Source organism: Rubrobacter tropicus (assembly GCF_011492945.1).
GTDB classification, from domain to species: domain Bacteria; phylum Actinomycetota; class Rubrobacteria; order Rubrobacterales; family Rubrobacteraceae; genus Rubrobacter_D; species Rubrobacter_D tropicus.
Map to the genome: position 1 here is coordinate 46,575 of NZ_CP045119.1, position 22,539 is coordinate 69,113.

Annotated in this window: 21 protein-coding genes and 2 pseudogenes; 18 read left to right on the plus strand and 5 right to left on the minus strand. The window is 66.6% G+C overall.

The window, feature by feature from the left end; genetic code table 11:
- Positions 1-27: 27 nt before the first annotated feature.
- Positions 28-996: a DUF7544 domain-containing protein gene (locus GBA63_RS00250; RefSeq protein WP_166172372.1), complete on the minus strand. Its 969-nt coding sequence runs from the start codon at positions 994-996 to the stop codon at positions 28-30.
- Complete coding sequence (locus GBA63_RS00255) at positions 978-2,396, minus strand: circularly permuted type 2 ATP-grasp protein (RefSeq protein WP_166172374.1); 1,419 nt, start codon at positions 2,394-2,396, stop codon at positions 978-980. Before GBA63_RS00255 ends, GBA63_RS00250 begins: the two co-directional genes overlap by 19 nt.
- Before the next feature lie 76 nt (positions 2,397-2,472).
- On the opposite strand from GBA63_RS00255, the gene GBA63_RS00260 reads away from it, so the two are divergent.
- From GBA63_RS00260 to GBA63_RS00300, 9 genes are all read left to right on the plus strand, one after another.
- A complete protein-coding gene (locus GBA63_RS00260) occupies positions 2,473-2,841 on the plus strand; it encodes a hypothetical protein (RefSeq protein ID WP_166172376.1) in 369 nt (122 codons plus the stop codon).
- A 236-nt stretch (positions 2,842-3,077) separates the two neighbouring features.
- A complete protein-coding gene (locus GBA63_RS00265) occupies positions 3,078-3,878 on the plus strand; it encodes a DnaD domain-containing protein (protein ID WP_166172378.1) in 801 nt (266 codons plus the stop codon).
- A gap of 13 nt (positions 3,879-3,891) precedes the next feature.
- Entirely contained in the window at positions 3,892-4,671 is a 780-nt protein-coding gene (locus GBA63_RS00270) for an ATP-binding protein (protein ID WP_166172380.1), read from the plus strand.
- On the plus strand, positions 4,668-5,456 hold the full coding sequence (locus GBA63_RS23035; RefSeq protein ID WP_207956990.1) for a hypothetical protein: 789 nt from the start codon (positions 4,668-4,670) through the stop codon (positions 5,454-5,456). The genes GBA63_RS00270 and GBA63_RS23035 overlap by 4 nt, the downstream gene beginning before the upstream one ends.
- A gap of 1,149 nt (positions 5,457-6,605) precedes the next feature.
- Positions 6,606-7,292: a hypothetical protein gene (locus tag GBA63_RS00280; protein ID WP_166172382.1), complete on the plus strand. Its 687-nt coding sequence runs from the start codon at positions 6,606-6,608 to the stop codon at positions 7,290-7,292.
- A gap of 107 nt (positions 7,293-7,399) precedes the next feature.
- A complete protein-coding gene (locus GBA63_RS00285; protein WP_166172384.1) occupies positions 7,400-7,813 on the plus strand; it encodes a response regulator in 414 nt (137 codons plus the stop codon).
- Positions 7,814-7,905: 92 nt separating this feature from the next.
- A complete protein-coding gene (locus tag GBA63_RS00290) occupies positions 7,906-8,259 on the plus strand; it encodes a hypothetical protein (RefSeq protein WP_166172386.1) in 354 nt (117 codons plus the stop codon).
- 260 nt (positions 8,260-8,519) lie between these two features.
- Complete coding sequence (locus tag GBA63_RS00295; RefSeq protein WP_228282420.1) at positions 8,520-9,269, plus strand: ComEC/Rec2 family competence protein; 750 nt, start codon at positions 8,520-8,522, stop codon at positions 9,267-9,269.
- A 177-nt stretch (positions 9,270-9,446) separates the two neighbouring features.
- Positions 9,447-9,887 carry a single-stranded DNA-binding protein gene (locus tag GBA63_RS00300; protein WP_166172390.1) on the plus strand — a complete coding sequence of 147 codons (441 nt, stop codon included), beginning with the start codon at positions 9,447-9,449 and terminating at the stop codon, positions 9,885-9,887.
- A gap of 105 nt (positions 9,888-9,992) precedes the next feature.
- Here the strand turns inward: GBA63_RS00300 and GBA63_RS00305 are convergent, their stop codons facing one another.
- Together GBA63_RS00305 and GBA63_RS00310 are read right to left on the minus strand one after the other, a co-directional pair.
- Positions 9,993-11,765, minus strand: coding sequence for an ABC transporter ATP-binding protein (locus GBA63_RS00305; RefSeq protein WP_166172392.1), 1,773 nt, complete (start codon positions 11,763-11,765; stop codon positions 9,993-9,995).
- Positions 11,758-12,570 (minus strand): MerR family transcriptional regulator, encoded by an 813-nt coding sequence (locus GBA63_RS00310; protein WP_166172394.1) that lies wholly within the window; start codon positions 12,568-12,570, stop codon positions 11,758-11,760. The genes GBA63_RS00305 and GBA63_RS00310 overlap by 8 nt, the downstream gene beginning before the upstream one ends.
- A gap of 179 nt (positions 12,571-12,749) precedes the next feature.
- Here GBA63_RS00310 and tal point away from each other — a divergent pair, with 179 nt between their 5' ends.
- The 7 genes and pseudogenes from tal (at position 12,750) to GBA63_RS00345 (ending at position 19,336) form a co-directional block, all read left to right on the plus strand.
- A complete protein-coding gene (gene tal / locus GBA63_RS00315) occupies positions 12,750-13,844 on the plus strand; it encodes a transaldolase (RefSeq protein WP_166172396.1) in 1,095 nt (364 codons plus the stop codon).
- Between the two features lie 69 nt (positions 13,845-13,913).
- Positions 13,914-14,843 carry a phosphogluconate dehydrogenase (NAD(+)-dependent, decarboxylating) gene (gene gnd, locus GBA63_RS00320; protein ID WP_166172398.1) on the plus strand — a complete coding sequence of 310 codons (930 nt, stop codon included), beginning with the start codon at positions 13,914-13,916 and terminating at the stop codon, positions 14,841-14,843.
- A 102-nt stretch (positions 14,844-14,945) separates the two neighbouring features.
- Positions 14,946-15,302: pseudogene (locus GBA63_RS24220) on the plus strand (four helix bundle protein).
- An 82-nt stretch (positions 15,303-15,384) separates the two neighbouring features.
- The gene (zwf, locus tag GBA63_RS00330; protein WP_228282244.1) at positions 15,385-16,863 is read left to right on the plus strand and encodes a glucose-6-phosphate dehydrogenase; all 1,479 of its coding nucleotides are present in this window, start codon (positions 15,385-15,387) and stop codon (positions 16,861-16,863) included.
- A 55-nt stretch (positions 16,864-16,918) separates the two neighbouring features.
- Positions 16,919-17,989, plus strand: a complete 1,071-nt coding sequence (locus GBA63_RS00335) for a glucose-6-phosphate dehydrogenase assembly protein OpcA (RefSeq protein WP_166172402.1) — start codon at positions 16,919-16,921, stop codon at positions 17,987-17,989.
- Complete coding sequence (pgl, locus tag GBA63_RS00340; RefSeq protein WP_166172404.1) at positions 17,986-18,702, plus strand: 6-phosphogluconolactonase; 717 nt, start codon at positions 17,986-17,988, stop codon at positions 18,700-18,702. Before GBA63_RS00335 ends, pgl begins: the two co-directional genes overlap by 4 nt.
- 82 nt (positions 18,703-18,784) lie before the next feature.
- Positions 18,785-19,336, plus strand: a complete 552-nt coding sequence (locus GBA63_RS00345; protein WP_166172406.1) for an ABC transporter substrate-binding protein — start codon at positions 18,785-18,787, stop codon at positions 19,334-19,336.
- A gap of 364 nt (positions 19,337-19,700) precedes the next feature.
- Here the strand turns inward: GBA63_RS00345 and GBA63_RS00350 are convergent, their stop codons facing one another.
- Positions 19,701-20,747: an NAD-dependent epimerase/dehydratase family protein gene (locus GBA63_RS00350; RefSeq protein ID WP_166172408.1), complete on the minus strand. Its 1,047-nt coding sequence runs from the start codon at positions 20,745-20,747 to the stop codon at positions 19,701-19,703.
- Between the two features lie 486 nt (positions 20,748-21,233).
- Here GBA63_RS00350 and GBA63_RS23050 point away from each other — a divergent pair.
- Both GBA63_RS23050 and GBA63_RS00360 read left to right on the plus strand, forming a co-directional pair.
- Positions 21,234-21,683: pseudogene (locus GBA63_RS23050) on the plus strand (DsbA family protein); the annotation flags it as partial.
- Complete coding sequence (locus GBA63_RS00360; RefSeq protein ID WP_166172410.1) at positions 21,676-22,539, plus strand: cytochrome c biogenesis CcdA family protein; 864 nt, start codon at positions 21,676-21,678, stop codon at positions 22,537-22,539. The pseudogene GBA63_RS23050 and the gene GBA63_RS00360, both read left to right, overlap by 8 nt.

The following is a 22,539-nucleotide window of genomic DNA, read 5'->3' on the forward strand; positions in this document are numbered from 1 at the left end:
GCGTGAGCCTTTCCTTGGTCGTGGGTCCTACACGGGGTCTTGGATGTTGGGTGTTGGGAACGCATCCGGCGCGGTCAGGCGGAGGTAGGCGAGGGTCCAGAAGGCGTGGCCGAAGGTGCCGGCGGCGCCCGAGGCGATGAGGAAGATGGGGAGCAGGATCAGGCCGGCTATCACGCCGGTGATGACGGCCGCCGTGGTGTAGTCCGAGATGCCGAGCACGATCGTGGGGATGAACAGGATCAGGCCGATCAGCAGCAGGGCGATGATCATCGCTATCCCGATCGCGATCATGAGCCCCAGGTGTATGAGCCACAGGAGCAGGCTCCTGCCGATGTTGCGGCGGAAGACCCCGTACCCTGCCCTCACGGACCCGAATACGCGCTCGCCGCGGACCACGATCTCCCGCAGGGCGTACTGCCCGATCACGGACAGCGGGATGAAGACCGCGATAAGCGCCGCAACGCCAAGCAGCCCCACCAGAACGGCGACGGCGATCCGGACGCCGACCGACTGCGTGACGGCGAAGGTGCCGCCGATCAGCAAGGCGATCGGGATTCCAATCGCGACGAGCAGGCCGAGCCCTATCAGGAAAAAGACCACGTAGTACCCGAGCACCCGCCAGAAGTTGCCGAGACCCGACCGGAAGGTGGACCCGAACCCGCGCCCCTGGCCCCCGTCTACGGCGGCGACGCTCTCCGACAGGCCCCCCTGCGAGATCAGCGACATCACTATGAACAACAACGCGACAAGGACCGCCACCACCACGAGCCCCACGACGAACGCCGCGCCGCCGAGATCGCCCGGGCCAACCTGGGCGACCATCGACGAGGCGCCGCCGCCCGACTGCTCGAAGTTCTCCTGATTGAAGCCACCGCCGCCCCCCGAAGGTATCGACGCGCCGGCGAAGAAGCCGAAGAACCAGAGGTAGCGGTTACGGAGCGTTATCCGGAAGGTGTCCTTTATGAGGTCGCCGTACCTCACCTCTCGAGCACCCACGTATCTTTCATCTTGCCCCCGCTGGAGATGTTCACGACGTGCTTGCCCGGCGCCGCCACCCGGCTCAGAGAACCGGGCACGGCCTCCACGACACCGGGGTCTTCGGGATCCGGCGCGAGCACGAGCACCCGGTAGTCCGCGTACGAGTCGCGCAGGAGGAAGTCGTCGCCGGCTTCGTTCGTCTCGCAGAGGACGTGGGTCGAGAAGTCTATGGTCTCCTGGGCCACGTATTCGACCGGGTTCTCCTTTACCAGCCGGCGGAACTTCTCGACGCCCGCCCGTGTCTCCTCGGGCCCGATCATGACCTCCTTGCCGCCGTAGCCCCCCCGGCTCTTGACGACGAGATCCGCGAAGTTCTCCATCACGTAGCGCCTGTCCTCCTCGACGGCGAGCGACCAGGTTCGGGCGTTCTCTATCAGGGGCTCCTCCCCCAGATAACGGCGCACCATCTCCGGGACGAAGACGCCGACGCCCTTGTCGTCTATGACCTCCGAGTTGGGCGCGAAGAGGACGTGGACTTTGCCCGCGAGGTGGCACTCGAGGAGGCCCGGCACCTCCGCGTAGAGCGTGTCCTCGTCCACGCGTTCATAGACCACGTCTATGCGGCGCCCGGTCGGAACGTGCACGAGGAAGCCACCGTCTATCTCAAGCTCTTTGGTCTCGGCCAGAATAGCGCCCATCTCGTGGGCGTAGATGTGGTGGTCCAGGTAGAACTGGTCGGCGGGGCCGCTCGAAACGACGGCGAGCGTGGCTTCGGGGCCTTTGGGAGATGAGGCCCTCAGGGAGTCCCCGAGGCGGGCGAGCCAGCCGTCGAGGGGGTAGACGGGGAGGTTCTTGTAGGTCTTCGGGAAGAAGATCTCCTCCCCCATCCGTCTTCTTCTGGTCATGGCAGCGAGGCCGACGGGCATCTTGGCGTTCTCTTCTATTACCAGGTATTCCCAGCCGCCCGTCTGCCCGGCCTTGTGGCTCTCGACGGCGACGACGTCGAAGGCGATCTGGCGCACCGGCACGGGTCCGAAACGGTTGGGCGTACCCGTGTCGTAGAGGATGCTGCTCTCGAGGACTTCCTGCGGGACCACCTCATCTTTGCCGGCTTCGAGCCTTCTGAGGAACTCGTTTATGGCGCGCAGGCGCTGTTCGAGGCCGCTCCTGAGGCGGGCCCAGTCCGAGGCGGGGACTATGCGCGGGATCCAATCCGTCGGGTGCGTCTTGTCCCCCCGGAGCACCCCGAAAGAATGCTGCTCCTCCAGAAGCGCCTCGTGGGCCTTCGCCCTCTTCTCGTCCCAGCGGGCGGGGCCCGCCCCCTCCAGCTCCTCGAAGACGCCCTCGTAGATCCGGCGCGGCAGGCCGTCGGGCCCGAAAACCTCGTTTGTGCCAGGCAGTGCGCGCTCGAACCTCACAAGACGGGGATTATACTAGTACCCTGGCCGGGTACGCTTTGCCGGAACCACCCAGACACACGCGACGGGGGCGATTTTGACCGACGACAGGGATTCCAGAAGACCGAGCGAAGACCTCGGGGGGCCGGGCGAGGAGCGGAGCGCCGGCGGCGAGCGGCAGGTGAAGCTCCTGGCCGGCAGGCTCGCCTGCCTCGTCGGCATCCTCTTCGGAATAGGCGGCATCGTGGCCGCCTTTTTCGGGGGCGGCGCGGCCGTCTCGCCCGGTGCCGTCGGCGCGATGCTGGGCATCCTCGGCTACTTTCTGGGCTCCCGCAGGCTCGGCACGTTCACCGTCCTCCTCTGCGTCGGGGCCCTTTTCTTCGGCCTCGCCGCCAGCCAGGGCCTCATCCCCGGCATAGACGCCTCGGACCGCAACCTCCCCGCCAGGGAGCCCGCCGCAGAATAGCTGTCAGCGCGCTGCGGCCTATGGCCTCCGCTCTCGGCACGCTTCGGGCCTTGCGGCCCTCGCTTTCAGCTAAAAGCTTCTTGCCGTGCATAGCGGCATGAGTTAGCGCTCTGCACGACGGTTCGGATAACGTGCGACGCAACGAACAAAGACAACTGACTGAAAGCTGAACGCTGACGGCTGACAGCTTTTCGGCGTAGCCAGCGTGGTGCGAAGCTCTTATACTGGCGTGCAGGATGGAGAGGCTCAGGCTCACACCGCCGGGTGAGACTCGGGCGCGGGGAGGCCGCGCCCGGCTTTACGTGCGCTGGATGCCGCACCTCGGCGCCGAGGCCGTCGCCCTCTACGAGTTGCTGCGCGTCCTGCCCGACGTCGGGCATGATGCCGTCGACGCCGAGGAACTGGCGGAGCTTTTGCGTTTGACGCCCGAGGGGGTCGGGGAAGCCTTCGAGACGCTGGTGGAAGCCGGGTTCGTCTTCGAGCGGGAGGGCTGGCTGGAGGTCGCCGAGCACCCGCCGGCTGGATCGGCGCGGCCGAAGGAGGCCCGGCAAGAACGTCCCCGCGAGGTCGTTCGGAAGAGGGAAGAGTCCGTACGCGAGGCGCCGGTCCGGGACGTGCAGGTGGTGCGGGCCGAGCCGGAGGGGGTTTCGGCAGACGACTACTTCCGGTTTATGGGGACGTTGCCGGCGCCGCACATCCTGGAGTTCTTGAACGGGTATTGCGGGCGGGACGGGCTCACGCCCGACGCGGTGCGGGAGGCGCTCAAGATCGCCAGCGAGCGGGACGCGAGGCGCGTCGGCTACGTCAGGAGCATCCTGGAGCGGTGGGTCGAGCGGGGCGTCAAGACCGTTGAGGACGTTGAGCGCTTCGAGCAGGACCGCAAGCTCAGGCTCGTTCAGGAGAGTGGGGCCGTAAAGGGCGGGGCGTTGAAGGTAAGGGAGAGCTTCGCTGGAGGGGGGGTGAGGGGTGGAACGGATAGACAATCTGCTGCCAGGCGCAGGGAGGGGTACGAGTGGCTCTTCGGGGAAGAGGGGTAAGCCCGCGGAGGTCTTGAGGCTCGACGACCAGGTCTGTTCCCACTGCGGCCGGGAGCTGACCGCCGAGTGGGTCGAGTTCCCCCCCGCCCTCCAGAAGAAGTACGGCAAGGGCGGCGAGTGGTATTACCACCCCTGCACCCCCGAGTGCGAGAAAAAGAACGACACGCGCGAGTGGGAGCTCATGCGCCGCAACGCCCGCGTCGGCGCCCTCAAAGAAAAGAGCGGCCTCTCCAAGCGCATGAAGGGCTACACCCTCACTAGCTTCAAGCCCTACGTGAGTCCCGCCGCGGCGAGGGCCATGGAGAAGGTCCAGGAGTACCTCAAAGACTGGGACGAGAACCGGAAAACCGGCCACGGCCTGTACTTCGTCGGCGATGTTGGGACAGGCAAGACTCATCTCGCGGTCGCGGTGATGAACGAGCTAATAGCCCGCAAGCGGGTGCCTGCGCTCTTCGTCACGGTGCCAGAGCTTCTGGACAACATGCGCGGGACCTACAACGCCCCTGGCAGGAACATCGACGAGTGGATGGACTCCGTGAAGAACGCGGATCTTCTCTTGCTCGACGACCTCGGGGCGGAGCGGGCCAACGACTGGGTCAGGGAGCGCATCTTCGTCATCGTCAACCACCGCTACAGGGAGGAGTTGCCGACCATCTTCACGTCCAACACGGGGCCCAAGGACCTCGCCGCCCAGCTCGGGGAGAGGACGGCCAGCAGGATCATCTCGATGTGCGATTGGATCTCCCTCGAAGGCGAGGACTACCGCGAGGCCGAAGTGAGGCGAGGCCTGTGAGAGACGAGTTCATGATCACGAGGCAGGGAAAACAATACGTCCTGTTCCAGGGGTTGTTGGACGAGGCCCACGGCCAGGGCCTTCGCGGCATAGACACGGAACTCTTGCAGGTCCCCGATTCGGAGAATGGCAACGTCGCCATAGTCAAAGCGATCTGCGAGATGGAAGACGGGCGTAAGTTCTCGGGCATAGGCGACGCCTCCCCCGAGAACGTCGGACGGAACATAGCGCCGCACGTCATAAGGATGGCCGAGACCCGCGCCAAGGCGAGGGCGCTGCGCGACGCGGTGAACGTCGGCGCCACGGCCCTCGAAGAGCTCTCCGAAGGCGACGACGCGCCCCCCGCCTCGTCGGGTTACGGCAGGGCGTCCCGCGGCTCCGGGGCTTCCGCCCCGGCCAGGCCCACCCCTATCCGCCCCGGCAACGCCCGCCAGGGCGAACGCCAGGGCGAAAGCCAGGCCCCACAACAGGGGCCGCAGCAGAGGGCCCGTCGGAACACGCCCGCGGCGGAGCCCGCAACCGAGGCGGACTCGGGCAGCCCCAACGGCGAGGTGGAAGAGGCGCCTTCGGCGTCCGCTTCGGCCGGCCGCAAGGGCGGCGGGAGCAGGGCCGGGGCGAAGGCGCGCAAGAGTCAGGTGGACCTGCTCAGGACCCTGGCCGGCGAGTGGGCCGGCGACGGCGGCGTAGAACGCCTGGAGAAGCGCATCGGCAAACCGCTCACGGACCTGAACCGCGCGGAGGCCGACGAGTGGATCGACCGCCTCACCCCCGAGGGCCGCGAGTAGCGGGCCGATCCGGATACCGCATCCTCCGAACACGCCCGACGGCCCGGTGCGAAGGGTGCGTAGCCCAAACGGACTAGAATTTTATCCACCATACGAGCTATTGCGCCTCGTATAGCCCGTGACTAAGATTCTTGGACGAGGTTTCGGCTGGTAGAGGCCTAGATTTCCGTTCCTTGTCTGGGCACCGGGGCGGAGGGAGCCAGTGGTGCAACCGTCTACCGTTTTTGCCAACGCGAACCCGTGCCGGCGCTGCAACCACGCCGGCCAGGAGAGGATTGCTACGGCCGGATGAAGCGGACCGCAGAATGTGTTCGGGGACCGGGCGTCCCCGTAGTATCGACGGACCGCCCGCGGGACCCGGGCGTAGAGACCCTGGTGGTCTCCGGCGTGTTGGCCCTCCTCTTCTCCTGCCTCATCCTGTTTACCGCCGGACAGGCCCGGGCTCAGGTGGTCTCCGAAACTCCGGACGGTCCTCTTGCCGAAAGCTCGGCCGAACCCGTTGCTTCGCCCCAACCCAACGAACCGGCTCCGGAGGCGTCCGCGGGACCGCAGGCGGAGCAAGAGCCCCGGCCCGCGGCCGATCCACCTCCGGCGGACGTAGTACAACAGGACCCAACCGCGTCCGACCCGACGCAAGCCTCGGAGGACTTCCCTCCCACGGCGTCCCCCGCCCCCGCGACAGAGCCCACCCCCGAACCGCAACCGGAACCCACGCCAGAACCCACCCCCGAACCGCAGCCGCAGCCCCAACCGGAGCCCATTCCGCAGCCTACGCCGGAACCGCAACCGGAGCCTGCACCTCAACCGCAACCGGAACCGCAGCCCGAACCTGTGCAGCAACCGCAGCCGGAGCCCGTCCAGGAGCCCGTGCCGGACCCACCGCCATCAGACCCCGTGCCGGCAGACCCGCCCCCGGTCGACCCGGCACCGGGTGACCCTGTGGCGGAAGAACCGGTAATGCCGGACCCCGGGGCGGAGCCCCCCGCACAAGACCCCGGTTCCGCGCCGATCGAAGACCCACTCCCCGAGAGTCCCGCGCCCTCAGACCCGGTGCCCGATCCGGCTCCTGAGGCCACGCCTTTCACCGATCCTCCGGAGGGCGGGACGGCAGTAGATCCCGCTCCCGCGCCTCCGGTACCTTCAGAGAAGGTGGCCTCGCCCGGTGGTTCCGCGGCGGTGACGGACCCCGGCCCTACCGCCGCGGTCCCGATGGACGAGCCGGCGGCGCACGAACCCGCGCCGATCCCCGACGGCCCCGCCCCGAAGCCGGACGTACGGGACACTCCTGCGGCTTCCGCCGAGAAGACGCCCCAGACCGGGCCGGAGGCTTCCCGCCTGGCGTTGAAGAGCATGGCTGCCAGGGACGTCGTTTCAGAAGGGGATGTCGTGGAAGCCGCGGGCGCCGGTGAGAGAGACGGAATCGTCGGGCGTCTGGCGGGCGGGCTGGTGCGGTCGGCGACCGTACTTCTTGGGACCGTTCCGGAACGCGTCGGGGCCCTGATCGAAGAAAGTGTCGAGAACCTGGCGGATGGGCTGAAGCAGGCGGCCAAGGGTGTTTGGGGAGGGCCCGGGTCGCCGGCCGATAGCGCGCCGCCCGCGAGCTTCCCGGCGCCGCCTCCCGCGCCCGTCTCCCCCGGTTGCTCCTCGGGCAACTCCCTTACCTCCGGCCAGTCCGGGTCTTGCGGCGGCGCCGCCGAGAAGCTCTTCCACCAGTTCGCGGTCCTGGCCCCGTTCTCCGCCGTACTCCCGCGCGTAGACGGCGAGGTCTCGTGGCACTCGCGCGAACCCCTGGTACCCAGCTCCGCTCCACGCCCACCCAACGAGCGCCCCGGCTGACGCTCCTTACCCGCGGACCGCGCGAGTCGTCCGCAAGGTCGTTTCCCCCTCCCTTCGGGGAGCCGGGAGAAGAAAGACCGAAAAGGTAAGGAGGAGATGCTTTGATCATGCGACCGAACACAGAAGATAGGGGTGTACCCCCGACAGGCGAGATAAACGGCAAGACCGGGCGGATCATGATCCTCGACGACCACGCCGTCTTCCGGCAGGCCCTGGCGGTGATGCTGGAATACCGGGCCGGTTTCGAAGTCTACGCGGATATCTCCTCGCCGGAAGAAGCGAGCGCGGCCCTCGAAGGCTTGAACGGCGAACTGGACCTGGCAGTCGTGGACCTCGACCTCCCCGGCGGTGGAGCGGAAGAGTTTATCCGCGAGTTGGGTGAGAAGGCGTCGGGTGCCACGGTGCTAGGGCTGACCGCGAGCCGCGAAAACGTCGCCAGGCAATGGGGTACCTCCGAAGTGCTCACCACGGGGGTGTGCGTAGACGACATCCTCGCGGCGGCGAGGCAACTCGTTGGGTAGCGAGTGCCGTCCTGCGGGACGCGGGCTCCGCTTACGCGCCGCGGACGACTACAGGCGAAGGGGTTGTGGATTTGAGAGGCGGGCCGACAGAAATGCGGCTGCTAGTAGCGTTCGAAGAAGAGTACCGCGCCTACCAGGGGGCGATATCGTCGGCGATCCAGGTCCTGCGTCCCGGCGTGGAGGTGGAGGCAACAGGGGCCGACGCCCTGAAGGAAGGACTCGACCGCTTCGCGCCGCAGGCCGTGATCTGCAGCCGCCCGGAGGGGCCGGACCCGGACGGCAGGGTGGCCTGGATCGAGCTCCCCCCCGAACCCGACAGAACGGCGGTCGCCCGCCTGGGTGACCACCGCTTCGAGCTGGACAACCCCTCCCTGGAGACGGTGCTGGAAGTGGTCGACAGGGCCGAACTCCTCTTTCGCAGCGACGCGAAATCCCCCCTCACCTAGATTCACCCCCGTTTAAGAAGAACGCCCCACGCGCCGTATACCCACCTCGATCCGAGCGACAGGGGTGGACCACGGCGCGAAACGCCCACAAGCCAGAGCAGACCTCCGGAGCAGGCCGCCCTACCGATGCCCCACTGGCTGGGTCTCGCGGGCGTCTCTTCGCCGCCGTCCTGCTCTTCCTGATACTGTCCCTGGCCGCCTGCCGGGGCCCGTCCGGCGGCGCCGACCCCCCGCCCTCGGGCTCCCTCTCGGTCGGCTTTATAGACGTCGGCCAGGGCGACAGCGTGCTCGTGCAGGCGGGTGGCGAGAGTTACTTGATCGACGCCGGCAGGGCCGAGGAGGGCCCGAACATAGTTGATTTCCTCCGCGACCGGGGCGTCAGAGACCTCGACGGCATCGTCGTGAGCAACCCCGACGCCGACCACATCGGCGGCTTTCTAGACGTCTTCGACGCCTTCCAGGTCGAGACCGTCTACCTCTCCGGCGACCCCAAAGGCACCCTCACCTACAACACCTTCCTGCGCGGCGCCCGCGACGAGGGCTCCGATACCGAGGTCGTTCGCGCCGGGATGCGGATGGAGTGGGGCGGGGTTCAGGCCGATGTCGTCGCGCCCCCGACCGAGGCCGAGGGTGGCCTCTTCTCCGAGACCAACGACAACTCCGTCGGCATCTTGCTCACCCACGGCGCCGCCCGCATCCTGCTCGCCGGCGACGCCGAGGCCAAGAGCGAGGAGTACATGGCGAACGGTCCGTATACCGGACCACTCACGCTCTTGAAAGTCACACACCACGGTTCCAACACCTCATCGACGCCGCTCTTTCTCGGGCGGTTTCGGCCGAAAGTGGCCGTGATCCAGGTAGGCGCCGACAACTCCTACGGCCACCCGACGCCGGAGACGTTGGAGAGACTTCGCGGGTCCGGCGCCAGGGTGTTCCGGAACGACGAGGACGGGGACGTTATCGTGACTATCAAAGACCAGGAGATCGAGGTCGCCGTCACCAGGCCTTGATCCAGAGGCCACAGGCTGCAGGCCGCCTCCTTCAGGGGCGCGAAGTCGGGACCCGTCGACCATCCCTGATGCCTGAAACCTGTTGCCCGATGCCTCCCAGCTAAAGCCCAGGCGCTTGAGAACCGAGCATGTTCCTGTAGAGTTAGCGGGCGAGACAAAGAACAGGAGGAAGCAACCGTGGTCAGTTTCAACAGGGTGATCCTCGCGGGGAACTTGACGCGAGATCCCGAACTAAGGTTCACCAACGACGGTGTGCCGGTCTGCTCTTTCGGCCTCGCCGTTAACAGGGTCCGATCCCGCTCCGAGGAGGTCGACTTCTTCGACATCTCCGCCTGGCGCGAGCTCGGCGAGACGATCGCCAACTACAAGAAGAAGGGCGACCCGATCCTCGTCGAGGGACGTCTCCAGTACCGTACCTGGGAGGCCCAGGACGGCTCCAAGAGAAGCAAGGTCGACATCACCGCCGATAACGTCCAGTTCCTCGGCGGCCGGGGCGAAGGCGGCGAGGGCGGCGGCAACGGTGCCTCGGGCGGCCGGAGCGGTGGCAGCGGCAGACGGGGCGGCCAGCGCGAAGACGTGGATATCAACGAAAGCGATTTCGAGGATATCCCCTTCTAGGGAACCCGGTCCGCACAGTTTTGAAGGCCAGCCCTGAAATGAGGGTTGGCCTTCTTTTTGCGGGTAGCGTTTGGCGTCCCCTCGAACGTTCGAGGGCGGGCGGCCTCAGGCTTTCAGAGATCTGTCCCCGTTGGAGAGGCCCTCCGCCTCGATCATCTGCGTCCGGACGAGCGTCCCGTAGAGGGGACTGTTCTCCAGCAGTTCGTCGTGGGTGCCTTCGGCTGTGAGCCGGCCGCCGTCGAGCAACAGAATCTTGCCTGCCTCCACGACGGTCGATAGCCGGTGGGCTATGACGACGACGGCGCAGCGTTTGGTGACTTTGCTGATCGTCTCTTTGAGCGCCCTCTCGTTTCCGGCGTCGAGCTGGCTCGTCACCTCGTCGAGCAGGAGCAGGCCGGGCTTGCACAGGAGCATCCGGGCCAGGGCTATCCTCTGTCGCTCTCCGCCGGAGAGCAGTGTTCCGCCGTCGCCGACTTCGGTGTCCAGGCCGTTCGGCAGCTTCTCTATGAAGCGGTGCAGGTTGGCCAGGCCGATAACTTCGTTGAGGTCCTCTCCCGTCGCGTCCGGGTTCGCGTAGAGGAGGTTCTGGCGGACGGTGCCGGCGAGGACCGGCGCGTCCTGTTCCACGTAGGCAACCCGTCCGCGGAGCTCGTTTAGGGGCAGCTGCCGCACGTCGGTTCCGTTCAACTCCACGGTCCCGGAATCGGCCTCGTAGAAGCGCACGAGCAGGGAGAAAACCGTGGATTTGCCGGCCCCTGAAGGGCCGACGAGCGCGGTGAGGCCGGGCCCGGTGACCTCGAAAGAGACCCCGTTCAGCACCGGACGGTCCGGCCCGTAGCCGAAGCCGACGCGGTCCAGCCGGGCGACCGGGGCTGCCGGGTGTTCCGGTCCGGGCGTGGCGCCGGAAGATCTCTCCACGGGGCTTTCGAGCACCTCGCGGATGCGGCCCATCGCCGCGAGCCCCTGCTGCAGCTCGGCAAAAGAGGAGAAGACGATAACGAGGGGGCCGACGAGGTAGAGCAGGTAGAGGAGGAAGGCTACGAGGTCCTCGAGGGCAAGGTCGCCCGAGGCGAGCCTGGCACCGCCGACGCCGAGCACGAGCACGAAAGAACCCTGGAGGGCGACGTTGGTGGCGGGCCCGATCAGGGCCTCGTAAGCCGCGGCGCGGACCCCCGCCTCGTAGGCGGCCCCGGCCTCGCCCGAGATGGCTTCCTCCTCGCGGTCCTCGGCGCGGCCGATCTTGACGGTCCGGATCGCCCGTATCGCCCGCTCTAGCGCCGCGCCCAGGGTGCCCACCCTCTCCTGCGCCTCTTCCGTCGCCTCCCTGACTCTCGTGGCTACCACGAGGACCACCGCCGTCGCGACCGCGACGCAGGCCAGCGCCACGGCCAGCAACAGGGGATCTATCAAGGCCATCAAGAGGATCGCGCCAACGAAGACGACCACCCCGACCACGATGTTCGTCAGGCTCTGGGCGAGCGCGGCCTTGAGCAGGGTGGTATCGGTGCCCACGCGCGACAGCAGGTCTCCGGTTCGCCGCCTGTCGTGCTCGGCAACCGTCATCCTGAGCAGCCGGCCGACGAGCGCCCGCCGAACGCCAAAGACCACGCCCTCCCCGGTCCTGCCCATCAGGTAGCCCTGAAAACCCGAGAAGGCCGCGTCGAGGACGAAGAGGGCGACGAGCAACGCGGCCGGTTGGAATACCGACCCGCCGGTCCTCACCGACTTCAAGACCTCGCCCACGAGGAGCGGCTGGGCCAGCGCCGCCAGGGCGCCCACCAGGCCGAGCGCCGTCGCCAGGATTATGGTCCCCCTGTGCGGCCCTGCGAAGGAGAGCAAGTCCCTGAGCCCGGCGCCCCTCTCGCGTTCTTCAGGCACCGGCGTCCTCCTTTTCTCCGGCTTCGGCCCATTCGCCGATCAGGGCCATGACGCGCTGCTGGGCCGGGGACATGCTCGAGAGCATGAGCTCGATCATCGTCCGTCCTGTCGGATCGTCCGCCGTCCAAGGCGGATTCCCCAGGTACTCCGGCGGCGGGTACTTCTCGAAGTAGGCCACGAGTTCCTCAGCCACCTCCACTACCCTCGGGTCGTCTTCGGGCAGGTCCGCGAGCGAGGAGAGCCGTTCGCCGACGACGAGGAGGTCCCGGTACTCTCCGGGGTGATCCGCGTAGTATCTGAAGAGCCTTTCGTTGCCCTGGTCGTAGTCCTCGGGCCACTCGAAGGCATCGAGTATGGACCAGAGCTTCTTCTCCTGTTCGAGCGTCTTCTCGTCCAGGCCGACGAGGTGTTTCCCGAGAAGCTCCATCGCCCTCTCGAAGGTGGGGGAGGGGCCCGCGGTCTCCAACTCGTCGCGTGAGAGCATCTCGTCCAGGAGCCTCCGGCGTTCCTTCAGACTTCCTATCTCCGAGTCCACCCCTGCCCGCAGCGCTTTCAGAATGTCTCTGAGAGAGGCTTCGCTACGCCCTTCGCCGAGCACGGAGCCGACCTGGCGTAACGAGAGGCCGAGCGACTGCAGCTTCCTAACGCGTTGCAGGCGGAGCAGGTCGTCGGCCGAGTAGAGCCTGTAGCCTGACCCGGAGCGGTCGACCTCCTTCAGGAGCCCGATCTTTTCGTAGTAACGCACCGTCTTGGGCGTCACCCCGACAAGCCGGGCAACCTCCCCTATCCTTAACCGCTCTCTCAAGCCTCGACCTCCGACCCGAGTGTAAACGTTGCCGTAAGGACAGGGTCAAGCGTGTTTGGTCTCGCGCCAGGCAAGGTAAGGACGGCGAAGAACGGGAACCACCGGCACGGAGCGGTGTAGACTGTCGGAACGGGCCGCGAAGCCGGTCCCACTCAAAGCTCCACGACGAGGAGGCGGAAGTGAACGAGCGTTTGGGGAAGATGAGAGAGTTGGGGCAGGCGCCCTGGGTCGACGAGCTCTCCAGGGACGACACTAGAAACGGCGGCCTGCAGGCCATGATCGAAGACGGCATCGTCGGCGTCACTTCGAACCCGGCCATCTTCCAGAAGGCCGTTGGAAACTCGGACCTCTACGACGACCAGCTCCAGGAGCTCGCCGGTAACACCGACGATCCCAAAGAGATGTTCTGGGGCATCGCCGGAACCGACATCCAGGAGGCCTGCGACGTCCTGGCGCCCGTCTACGAGAGCTCCGGCGGCGTCGACGGTTTCGTCTCCCTCGAAGTCCAGCCCGACATCGCCTACGACACCCAGGCCACCATAGACGAGGCGGAGAAGCTGCACGGCATGGTCGACAGGCCAAACCTCTTCATCAAGATACCGGCTACGTTGCCAGGTCTCGTGGCGATAGAGGAGATGATCTCGCGCGGCAAGAGCATTAACGTCACCCTGATCTTCTCCCTGGAACGCTACCGCGAGGTGGCCCGCGCCTACGTCCGCGGCATACAGAGGCTGGTAGAGAACGGCGGCGACCCATCCGGTGTCCGCTCCGTGGCCAGCTTCTTCGTCTCCCGCATAGACGCCGAGGCCGACGACCGCCTCGAAAAGCTCGGCCGCGAAGACCTCAAGGGCAAGCTGGCCATCGCAAACGCCAAGCTCGCCTACAGGGTCTACGGCCAGATCTTCTCCGGCTCCCGCTGGCGCTCCCTCGAAGAACGGGGCGCCACCCGCCAACGCCTCCTCTGGGCCTCCACCTCGACAAAGAACCCCGACTACCCAGATACCGTCTACGTCGACAACCTGGTAGGCCCCGAGACCGTCAACACCATGCCCAAGAAGACCATAGAAGCCGTAAAAGACCACGGCGACATCCGGCCAACCCTCACAGAAGGCATAGAAGACGCAGTCCGCCTCCTGGACGACCTCCGCGAGGCCGGCCTCGACTACGAGGACGTAACCGACGTCCTGGAGCGCGAAGGCATCCAGAAATTCGCCGACCCCTTCAACGAGATGCTGGACGAGATAAAGAACAAAGGGAGACAGCTAGTCAGTTAGCTATCAGCGGTCAGCTTTTGGCTGATGGCTGATAGCTGAAAGCTGACAGCGCCGACCAAAGGGAGGCCAATGGACATCGGTATTTACGGCATGGGGCGCATGGGGTTCAACATGGTCCGCCGGTTGGTGGACAAGGGGGACCACCGTGTTGTCGCGGGCAACCGCTCGTCGGGGAAGGTGGACGATGCGGTCGCGGCCGGGGCCGAGGGGGCCTACAGCGTCGAGGAGTTCGTCTCGATGCAGGAGTCGCCGCGGGTGTTGTGGAGCATGTTGCCGGCGGGGGACACGACGGACGACATGATCCAGCAGTTCATGAAGCTCGCCGACGAGGGCGACATCATCGTCGACGGGGCGAACTCTTACTTCAGGGACTCGGTCGCCAGGGCCAGGGAGGTCAGGAACGCGGGCTTCAGGTGGCTGGACGCCGGGGTGTCGGGCGGCGTGTGGGGGTACGACGTCGGGTACTGCACCATGATCGGGGGCGATGCCGACGCCTTCGAGCACGTCGAGCCGGCCTTCCGGACGCTCGCGCCGGCCAACGGGTACGCCTACCTCGGGGACGCGGGGGCCGGGCACTTCGCCAAGATGGTCCACAACGGGGTCGAGTACGGGATGATGCAGGCCTACGCCGAGGGGTTCGAGATCCTCCAGAAGTCCCGCTACGACTACGACCTGCGCGCCCTGTCGAGCCTCTGGAACCAGGGCAGCGTCGTCAGGAGCTGGCTCCTCGAATTGGCCGAGAACGCCTTCGAGCAGGACGCGAACCTCGACAGCGTCAGGGGCTACGTCGAGGACTCCGGCGAGGGGCGCTGGACGGTGATGGAAGCCATAGACGAGAGCGTGCCGGCCAACGCCATAGCAGGCTCCCTCTTCGCCCGCTTCGCCTCCCGCCAGGACGACTCGTTCGCGATGAAGGTGCTCGCCGCGTTGCGGGGGCAGTTCGGCGGGCACGCGATACAGGAGGCGAGCACGAGATACCCGGAGCAGGAGCAGAAGTGAAGGAGGGGTTTCAGGCTTCAGGTTTCAGGTTTCAGGTAAACGGCCGCGGAGCTGATTACCTGGAGTCGGAGGTCTGGTGCGCGGGATTTCAGGAAGCTGAAAGTGTGGGAGAGGGGGCATCGTCTGACGCTGGACGTCTACGAGGTCACCGCCTCGTTTCCCCGAGAAGAGATGTACGGGCTTACTACGAGTCAGGCGCGACGTTCTTGCGCCGCCATCCCGGCCAATATCGCCTAAGGGTGCGGCAGAGGAAGCAACGCCGACCTCGCACGCTTCTTGCAGATTGCCCTCGGCTCCGCCAGCGAACTCGAGAACCATCTACTGCTGGCCCGGGAGCTCTCAATCCTTCAGCAAGCCGATTGCGCACGCTTGACGGGAGAAGTAACGGAACTCAAACGCATGCTCACCTCGTTCGTCAAGAACCTGGAGACCTTCGCCGACAAAACCCGAAACCTGTAACCTGTAACCTGAAGCCTCCCCGAAAGCCGAGCGCTGAATGCTGACGGCTGACAGCTTGAGGGATGAGCAACGGCTTCCGCGCGTGCCCGATCCGGGCGTCGTGGTCATCTTCGGGGCTTCCGGCGACCTGACCTCGCGCAAGCTCGTGCCCGCTTTGTACGAGCTCGCCTCGCAGCGGCGGTTGCCGATGGAGATCGCGGTGGTCGGCCTCTCCCGGACGGAGATGAGCCACGAGGAGTTCCGCAAGAAGCTGCGCGAGACGCTGGAGGAGCACGTCTCGGGCGGGGTCAGCGACGACGTGTGGGATTCCTTCGCCGGCGGCATCTTCTACCTGCCGGGCGACTCGAAGAAGCCGGAGACCTACGAGGAGTTGAAGGGCTTCCTGAAGAAGCTGGACGAGGAGCGGGGGACGCAGGGGAACCGGGCCTTCTACCTCTCCACCTCTCCTTCGCTCGTCCCAACCATCGTGGAGCGGCTCGGCGAGGCCGGGATGAACGAGGGGGAGAACGGCGGGTGGTCGCGGCTCGTGATCGAGAAGCCTTTTGGGCGGGACCTCGGGAGCGCAAAAGAGTTGAACGAGGAGATCCGGCGCCACTTCGACGAGGGCCAGATCTACCGCATAGACCACTACCTCGGCAAGGAGACGGTCCAGAACATCCTTGCCCTGCGCTTCGCTAACGGGATCTTCGAGCCGATCTGGAACCAGCACTACGTGGACCACGTCCAGATCACGGTCGCCGAGGACATAGGCGTCGGGACCCGCGGCGCCTTCTACGAGGAGGCCGGCGCCCTGCGCGACATCGTCCAGAACCACGTGATGCAGGTCCTCTGCCTCACCGCGATGGAGCCGCCGGTGTCCTTCGACGCCGAATCGCTGCGCGAGGAGAAGGTGAAGGTCCTGAAAGCGGTCCGTCCCATCCCCGATGAGGAGGCTGACGACTACGCCGTGCGCGGCCAGTACACCCGCGGCTGGGTCTTCGGCGAGGAGGTGATCGGCTACCGCGAGGAAGAGAACGTGGACCCCGACTCCGTCACCGAGACCTTCGTGGGCTTGAGGCTCTTCGTGGACAACTGGCGGTGGGCCGGGGTCCCGTTCTTTCTGCGGGCAGGGAAGAGGATGCCGAAGAAGGCGACGGAGGTCGCCATCCAGTTCCACTCCTCGCCCCACACGCCTTTCGCCCACGACGACACCGAGGGCCTGGAGCCGAACGTCCTCGTCGTCCGCGTCCAGCCGGAGGAGGGGTTGTCGCTGAAGATAGGCGCCAAGGTCCCCGGCTCCGGCTTCGAGGTGAGCTCCGTGAACATGGACCTCTTATACGGGACGGCGTTCCTAGAGGAGGCGCCCGACGCCTACCAGCGCCTGTTGCTCGACCTGATGCTAGGCGACCCCACGCTCTTTATCCGGGCCGACGAGGCGGAGGGGGCGTGGCGCATCCTCGACCCCGTGATGCGACACTGGGCGCGGAAGAAGGAGGTCTCTCCCTACCCGGCGGGGACCTGGGGGCCGGAGGACGCCGACGCGCTGCTCGAGCGGGACGGGCGGGAGTGGAGGAGGCCGTGAAGAAAGCTTTCAGCCTTCAGCTTTCGGCTTTCGGCGATGTAGGGCGGAGCGGCCCGTGATCGGGGAGGCCAGGCAGTCGCCGGGCGGCGGGGCCATGAGCGTCGCGGAGATAGAGCACGAGCTGGGAAAGCTGCGGGCCAACGACGACGGCACGCTCGCGCTCCGGTCCAGCGTCTTGAACCTGATCGTGGTGACCGACGAGGACTCGGCCCCGGACGTGACCCGCGCCGTCTCGAACCTGGCCGGCCGCCACCCGGCCCGTGCCATCGTCCTGATCTCCGACCCGGACGGCGAGAGGAACGTGGACGTCCGGATCTCCGCCTTCTGCAACGTTAGGGGCGGGGGCGCCCAGGTCTGCGCCGAGCAGATAACCGTCCACGCCGAAGGACCGCCAGCCAACCACCTCGAAAGCCTGGCCGGGCCGTTGCTCCTCCCCGACTTGCCCGTCTTTCTCTGGTATCCGGGCGCCTTCTCGCCCCTCTCCCCCGAGTTCGCCGCGATGGCGGACCTGGCCGACCGCGTGGTCGTGGACTCCGCGGCCCGCGAAGACCGAGAGGAGACCCTGCGCGAGATGGCGGCCATGGTGGGCGAGAAGGAGATGCCGGCCGTGGGCGACCTGCAGTGGGTGGGCCTCTCCCCCTGGCGCTCCCTGCTGGCCGACGCCTTCGGCTCTCCGGAGCGCTCGGACGAGTTGGAGAAGATAGAGAGCGTCGAGATCCTATACGCCCCCGGCGGCGAGTGCCGCGCCCTGCTCCTGCTTGGCTGGCTCGCCTCGACCCTCGGATGGAGCCCCGAGAACGCGACCCGCGACGGGAGCCACCGCCGGGTGGAGTTCTCCGGCCCGTCCGGGAAAGTCTCCGCAGAGCTCTCTCCCGATTCTCCCGACGCCAGGCTCAGGCGCGTCCGGCTCCGCTCGCCCGGCTACAGCTTCCAGGTCTCGCGCCACCGCGAACGCGCCGAAGTCCGCACCACCGTCCTGCGCGGCGAGGATCTTGCCGCGGAGCGGACCGTCCGCCTCGGCTCGTTCGACCTCGGCGTCCTGGTCGGGGAAGAGCTCCGCTACCGCGGTTGCGACGAGGCCTACGAAGCCGCCCTCCGCACGGCCGTCGAGGTACTGGACCTGTGAGCGTCAAGGTCTTTGATACCCCAGAAGACCTCGCCGCCGCCGCCGCCGGCGCCTTCGCGGAGAAGGCGGCCGAAGCGATAGCGCGGCGCGGGCGCTTCGCCGTCGCCCTCGCCGGCGGCTCGACCCCGAGGAGCACGTACGAGATCCTGGCCCGCGATTACGCGGGCGCCGTGGATTGGCCCCGCGTCCACGTCTTTTTCGGCGACGAGCGGACCGTGCCCCCTGACCACGAGGACTCCAACTACCGGACGGCCAGGGAGGCGCTCCTCGACCACGTCCCCGTGGGCTCCGTCCACCCCATGCGCGGAGAGCTGCCCCCGGAAGAAGCAGCCGCCCTCTACGTGCGGGACCTGCGAACTTTCTTCGAAGAAGAACTGCCGGCCTTCGACCTCATCATGCTCGGCATAGGGGGCGACGGCCACACGGCCAGCCTCTTCCCGGAGACCTCCGCGCTCGGAGTGACCGACCGCATGGTCGTCGCCAATCCCGTGCCCAAGCTCGACACCACCCGCATCACGCTGACGGCGCCGGTCCTGAACGCGGCGCGGGAGGTCTTATTCCTCGTCGCCGGGGAGGGCAAGGCAGAGGCCCTGAAGGAGATCCTGGAAGGCGACGCCGACCCGCGCGAGTACCCGGCGAAACTCGTCCAACCCCCCGGCGGACCAGGGTGGATGGCAGACCGCGCGGCGGCGAGCCGTATTAAAGAATCTTAAAAATCGTAACAAAAGGTTTACATCCGTGTAGGACCGGGTAGCCTTTCGGGGACGTGAAAGCGACCTCTCAGGAGGTACACAAGTGAAGAGCGAAGCTAGCTTCGCGCTGCCCGCGCGTGCCCTGGCGTTTCTGCTGGCGGCCGTGCTGATGGCGGTGACCCTGTTCGCGAGCGCGACGAGCGCCCAGGCCGCGAAGCCGGGTAGTGGTACGGGCTCCCTGCCTGTCAGCGGCACGCTGGCCGACGGCGGCACGTTCGAGGGTACGATCTCGAACCTGGATGCCTCGACCAACGGCGCGGGCGACCTGGTCGTCAGCGGTGTCCTCAACGGCACGGCCACCGACGCGGCCGGGGATGCCACCCGGATCACCGACCAGGCGTTCACGACCACCGCGGCCCTGCAGCCGGGCGGCGCGTGCGACATACTGTTCCTGGACATCGGGCCGATCTTCCTCGACCTGCTGGGTCTGCAGGTGGATCTCTCGCAAATCACGCTCGACATCAACGCCGTTCCGGGCGCCGGTAACCTGCTCGGCAACCTGCTCTGCGCGATCACCGGCCTGCTCGACAACCCGGGCAACCCGACAAACGCCATCGCCGGCCTGCTGGATAGGGTCTTCGCCCTTCTCGGCTAGGACGGCCTCGTAAGGCTCAAAGACAGAGGCGGGGGATTCTTTCCCCGCCTCTTTTCGTACGCCGCCATCCGGGAGGGGACCGTAACGAACCGGCATGGTGCCGGGTCATAAGGTGGCGGGCCGGTTGACGTGAAAGCAGCTGAAGAACGAAAAGTCGCAGCTCTGCCGGCCCGCCTTGCACATTTTACGCATATAACGTCTGGTGTGGATCACCCGTTTGGGCTAGATATGGGCAAAATTTGCTTCCTCGTGGGCACGGGGTGGTCTACGGGGGATCAGCGCCCCGCGAACCGCAAGTTCGACTATCGGGCTTCGGTCGCTAATCGGGACGGTGAGCCGATAGCCGAACGCGGAGAGGGTGTTCCTAGAAGAACCGTTTGAGCAGGCCGATGGCGCCCTGCTTCCACGGCACCCGGTGGGAGACGCCCGAGGCGTTCTCGAACTGCTTGAGGTTCGCCAGGTACCAGCGGAAGTTGCGGAGCAGGGCCTCCTTGTTGGAGAACTTGGGGGCGTAGCCGAGCTGCGCTTGCGCCTTCTCGATCGAGACGAAGGAGTCCTTGGAGGCGGTCTCGTAGACCCACTTGTAGAGGGGGGAAACGCCCAGCTTGTCGAGGACGCGGAGGCCGACGATGGCGGGGGCTGCGGGGAAGCCCCGGATCTTCTTTCCGTGTCCGGCCTCGTCGAGGACCGCCTGGTAGTCCTCCTTCATGGTGGTGAACTCGGCGGCACCGATGTTGAAGGTGTCGTCCACCTGCTCTTCCGGGAGGGTGAGGGTGAGGGCTATGGCGTCGCAGAGGTCCTCGACGTCAAGGAGCTGGTAGCGGTTGTTGCCCGAGCCGATCATCGGGAAGTCGTGCCCCGTGTGCGCCCAGTCGTAGAAGAGGGCGAAGACCCCGAGCCGCTCCGGTCCGACAAAGGACTTGGGGCGGATGATCGGGACCGTCAGGCCCCTGGCGCGGTACTCCAGGCAGACCATCTCGGCCTGGATCTTGGCCTGCCCGTAAGGACCCACGCCCTCCAGCTTGTCCGTCTCGTAGAGGGGATGGTGGTCCGGTATCCCGTAGACGGCCGTCGAGGAGACGTGGACGAAGCGCTTCACGCCGTGGCGTAAAGCGGCGTCCAGCATGTTGCGGGTGCCTTCGACGTCCGTCGTGTAGATGTCCTCTGCCGAGTAGAGGGGGAGGGCGGCGGCCGTGTGGACCACGAAGTCCGCGCCCTCGACGGCGCGGTCCACGAACGCCCTGTCCCTGATGTCGCCGGTTAGCTCCTCGACCTGGCCGCGTTCCGGGTAGTCGAAAGGTTCGAGGTCGAGGGAGGCCACCTCGTAGCCGCGGGAGAGCAAGTGTCTCGCGAGGTTGATACCGAGAAACCCGGCCCCGCCGGTGATAAGCACTTTCCCCTGTCGTTCCATAAGAATAGCTCCTTCGGATAAAAGGCGGAGTGGGCCGCGCCGGCCCCTAAACGGCGCGCATTGTAGCACGCGACGCCCCCGGCTTCGGCCCGGGAGACGGACCGGTCACGACATCCCCTTGCGGATTGTTGTAAAACACGATCCGGAAAGCAGAGACGCGTGGGCTTTTGCGGGTTGGCCGCACGCCCCGGAGGGAGGCATCCACTGTCCGGTACAGGCGGAGGTAACGAGCAGGGACGGGGGGCCGGGCGGCTGTGGCCGCTCTTCGTGGGGCTGCCCCTGATCGCGCTTCTGGCAGTCGGCGCTATCGTGCTGTCGGGAGGCGGTGGGGAGGACCCTCAGGCGGCATCGGACGACCGGCGACAGGCCCAGAAGGAGCCCGCCGGCGAAGGCCGGACCGCAAAGCTCGGGACCCCCACGCTCGGGTCCGCGGACGCGCCTGTGGTCCTTACCGAGTACTCGGACTATCAGTGACCGTTCTGCGGCAAGTTCGCCCGTGAGGTGGAACCGGAACTGTACGAAAAGTACGTGAAGAGCGGGACGTTGAGGCTGGAGTGGAAAGACTTTCCCTACCAGGGTCGGGAGTCCGTGGACGCGGCCATCGCCGCCAGGGCCGCCCAGGCCCAGGGAAAGTTCTGGGAGTACCACGACCTCGTGTACGAGAACCAGTCCTCGGGCAACAGCGGCGGCTACAACGACGAGAGCCTCACCGCGCTCGCCGAGGAAGCCGGCCTCGACACGCGGAGGTTCGAGGAAGACTTGAAGAGCGCCCGCTACGAGGGCGTGGTCCAGGCCGACTTCGAGGAGGGACAGGGGCTCGGCATCAGCGGCACGCCCACGTTCTTTATAAACGGCAAGGTGCTAGTCGGCCTGCAGCCGCTGGAGACTTTCGAGCGGGCTATAGAAGAGGCCGAGAGGGAGGCCGAGGGTGGTTGAGGTCTCCCTCCTCGCCTCTTTCCTTGGGGGACTTCTCTCGCTCTTGAGTCCTTGCAGCGCCTTGCTGTTGCCGGCGTTCTTCGCCTACGCCTTCCAGTCGCGCTTCGAGCTGGTGTGGAGGACCGGGGTCTTCTTCTGGGGGCTCGTGGTTACGCTCGTCCCTTTGGGTATGGGACTCGCGGCCGTAAGCCGGCTCGTCTACGGTTACAGGGGGACCCTGATCCTGGTCTCGGGGCTTATCATCATCGCCCTCGGCATACTCCAGATAGCGGGCCGCGGCTTCTCGTTCGTGCCTTCCCGGTTCGGAGGGGCCCACGGCGACTCCGTCATCTCCACCTTCGCCCTCGGGGCGGTCTACGGCTTCGCCGGCTTCTGCTCCGGGCCCATCCTTGGCGCGGTCCTTACCGTCGCCGCCTCATCCGGCTCGCCCATCTACGGCGCCGGGCTGCTCGCCACCTACGCGGCCGGCATGGCCGCCCCTCTGTTCGGGATAGCGCTTCTCTGGGACCGCTTCGACCTCGGGCGTCGCCGCTGGCTGCGGGGACGCGAGATAACGCTGCCGGGCGGGGTGGGCGTACACTCCACCAACCTCGTCTCCGGCGTCATGTTCATCCTGCTGGGGACCCTCTTTATAGCGTTTCAGGGGACTTCGGCGCTCGAAGGCTTCTACGCCGCCAACGGCGCCACCGACCTCGCCTTCGCCGCGGAGCGCTGGGTGAACGGCCTCGCCGAGAGCATACCCCTCGCGGTGATGCTGGCCCTCGCCGCCATACTCTTTGCCGCGGTCGTGCTCTACAAGGCCTTGCGCCGCCTGCCCCGCCGGGGCAAGAAGCGCCCCGCTGATCACAAAGGGTAG

What these genes read in the sequence shown, in the direction of transcription:
- GBA63_RS00265 (WP_166172378.1), top strand. Translation starts at nt 3,078, where the DNA reads ATGGAGAGGCTCAGGCTCACACCGCCGGGTGAGACTCGGGCGCGGGGA.
- GBA63_RS00285 (WP_166172384.1), top strand. Translation starts at nt 7,400, where the DNA reads ATGCGACCGAACACAGAAGATAGGGGTGTACCCCCGACAGGCGAGATA.
- GBA63_RS00290 (WP_166172386.1), top strand. Translation starts at nt 7,906, where the DNA reads ATGCGGCTGCTAGTAGCGTTCGAAGAAGAGTACCGCGCCTACCAGGGG.
- gnd (WP_166172398.1), top strand. Translation starts at nt 13,914, where the DNA reads ATGGACATCGGTATTTACGGCATGGGGCGCATGGGGTTCAACATGGTC.
- GBA63_RS00350 (WP_166172408.1), bottom strand. Translation starts at nt 20,747, where the DNA reads ATGGAACGACAGGGGAAAGTGCTTATCACCGGCGGGGCCGGGTTTCTC.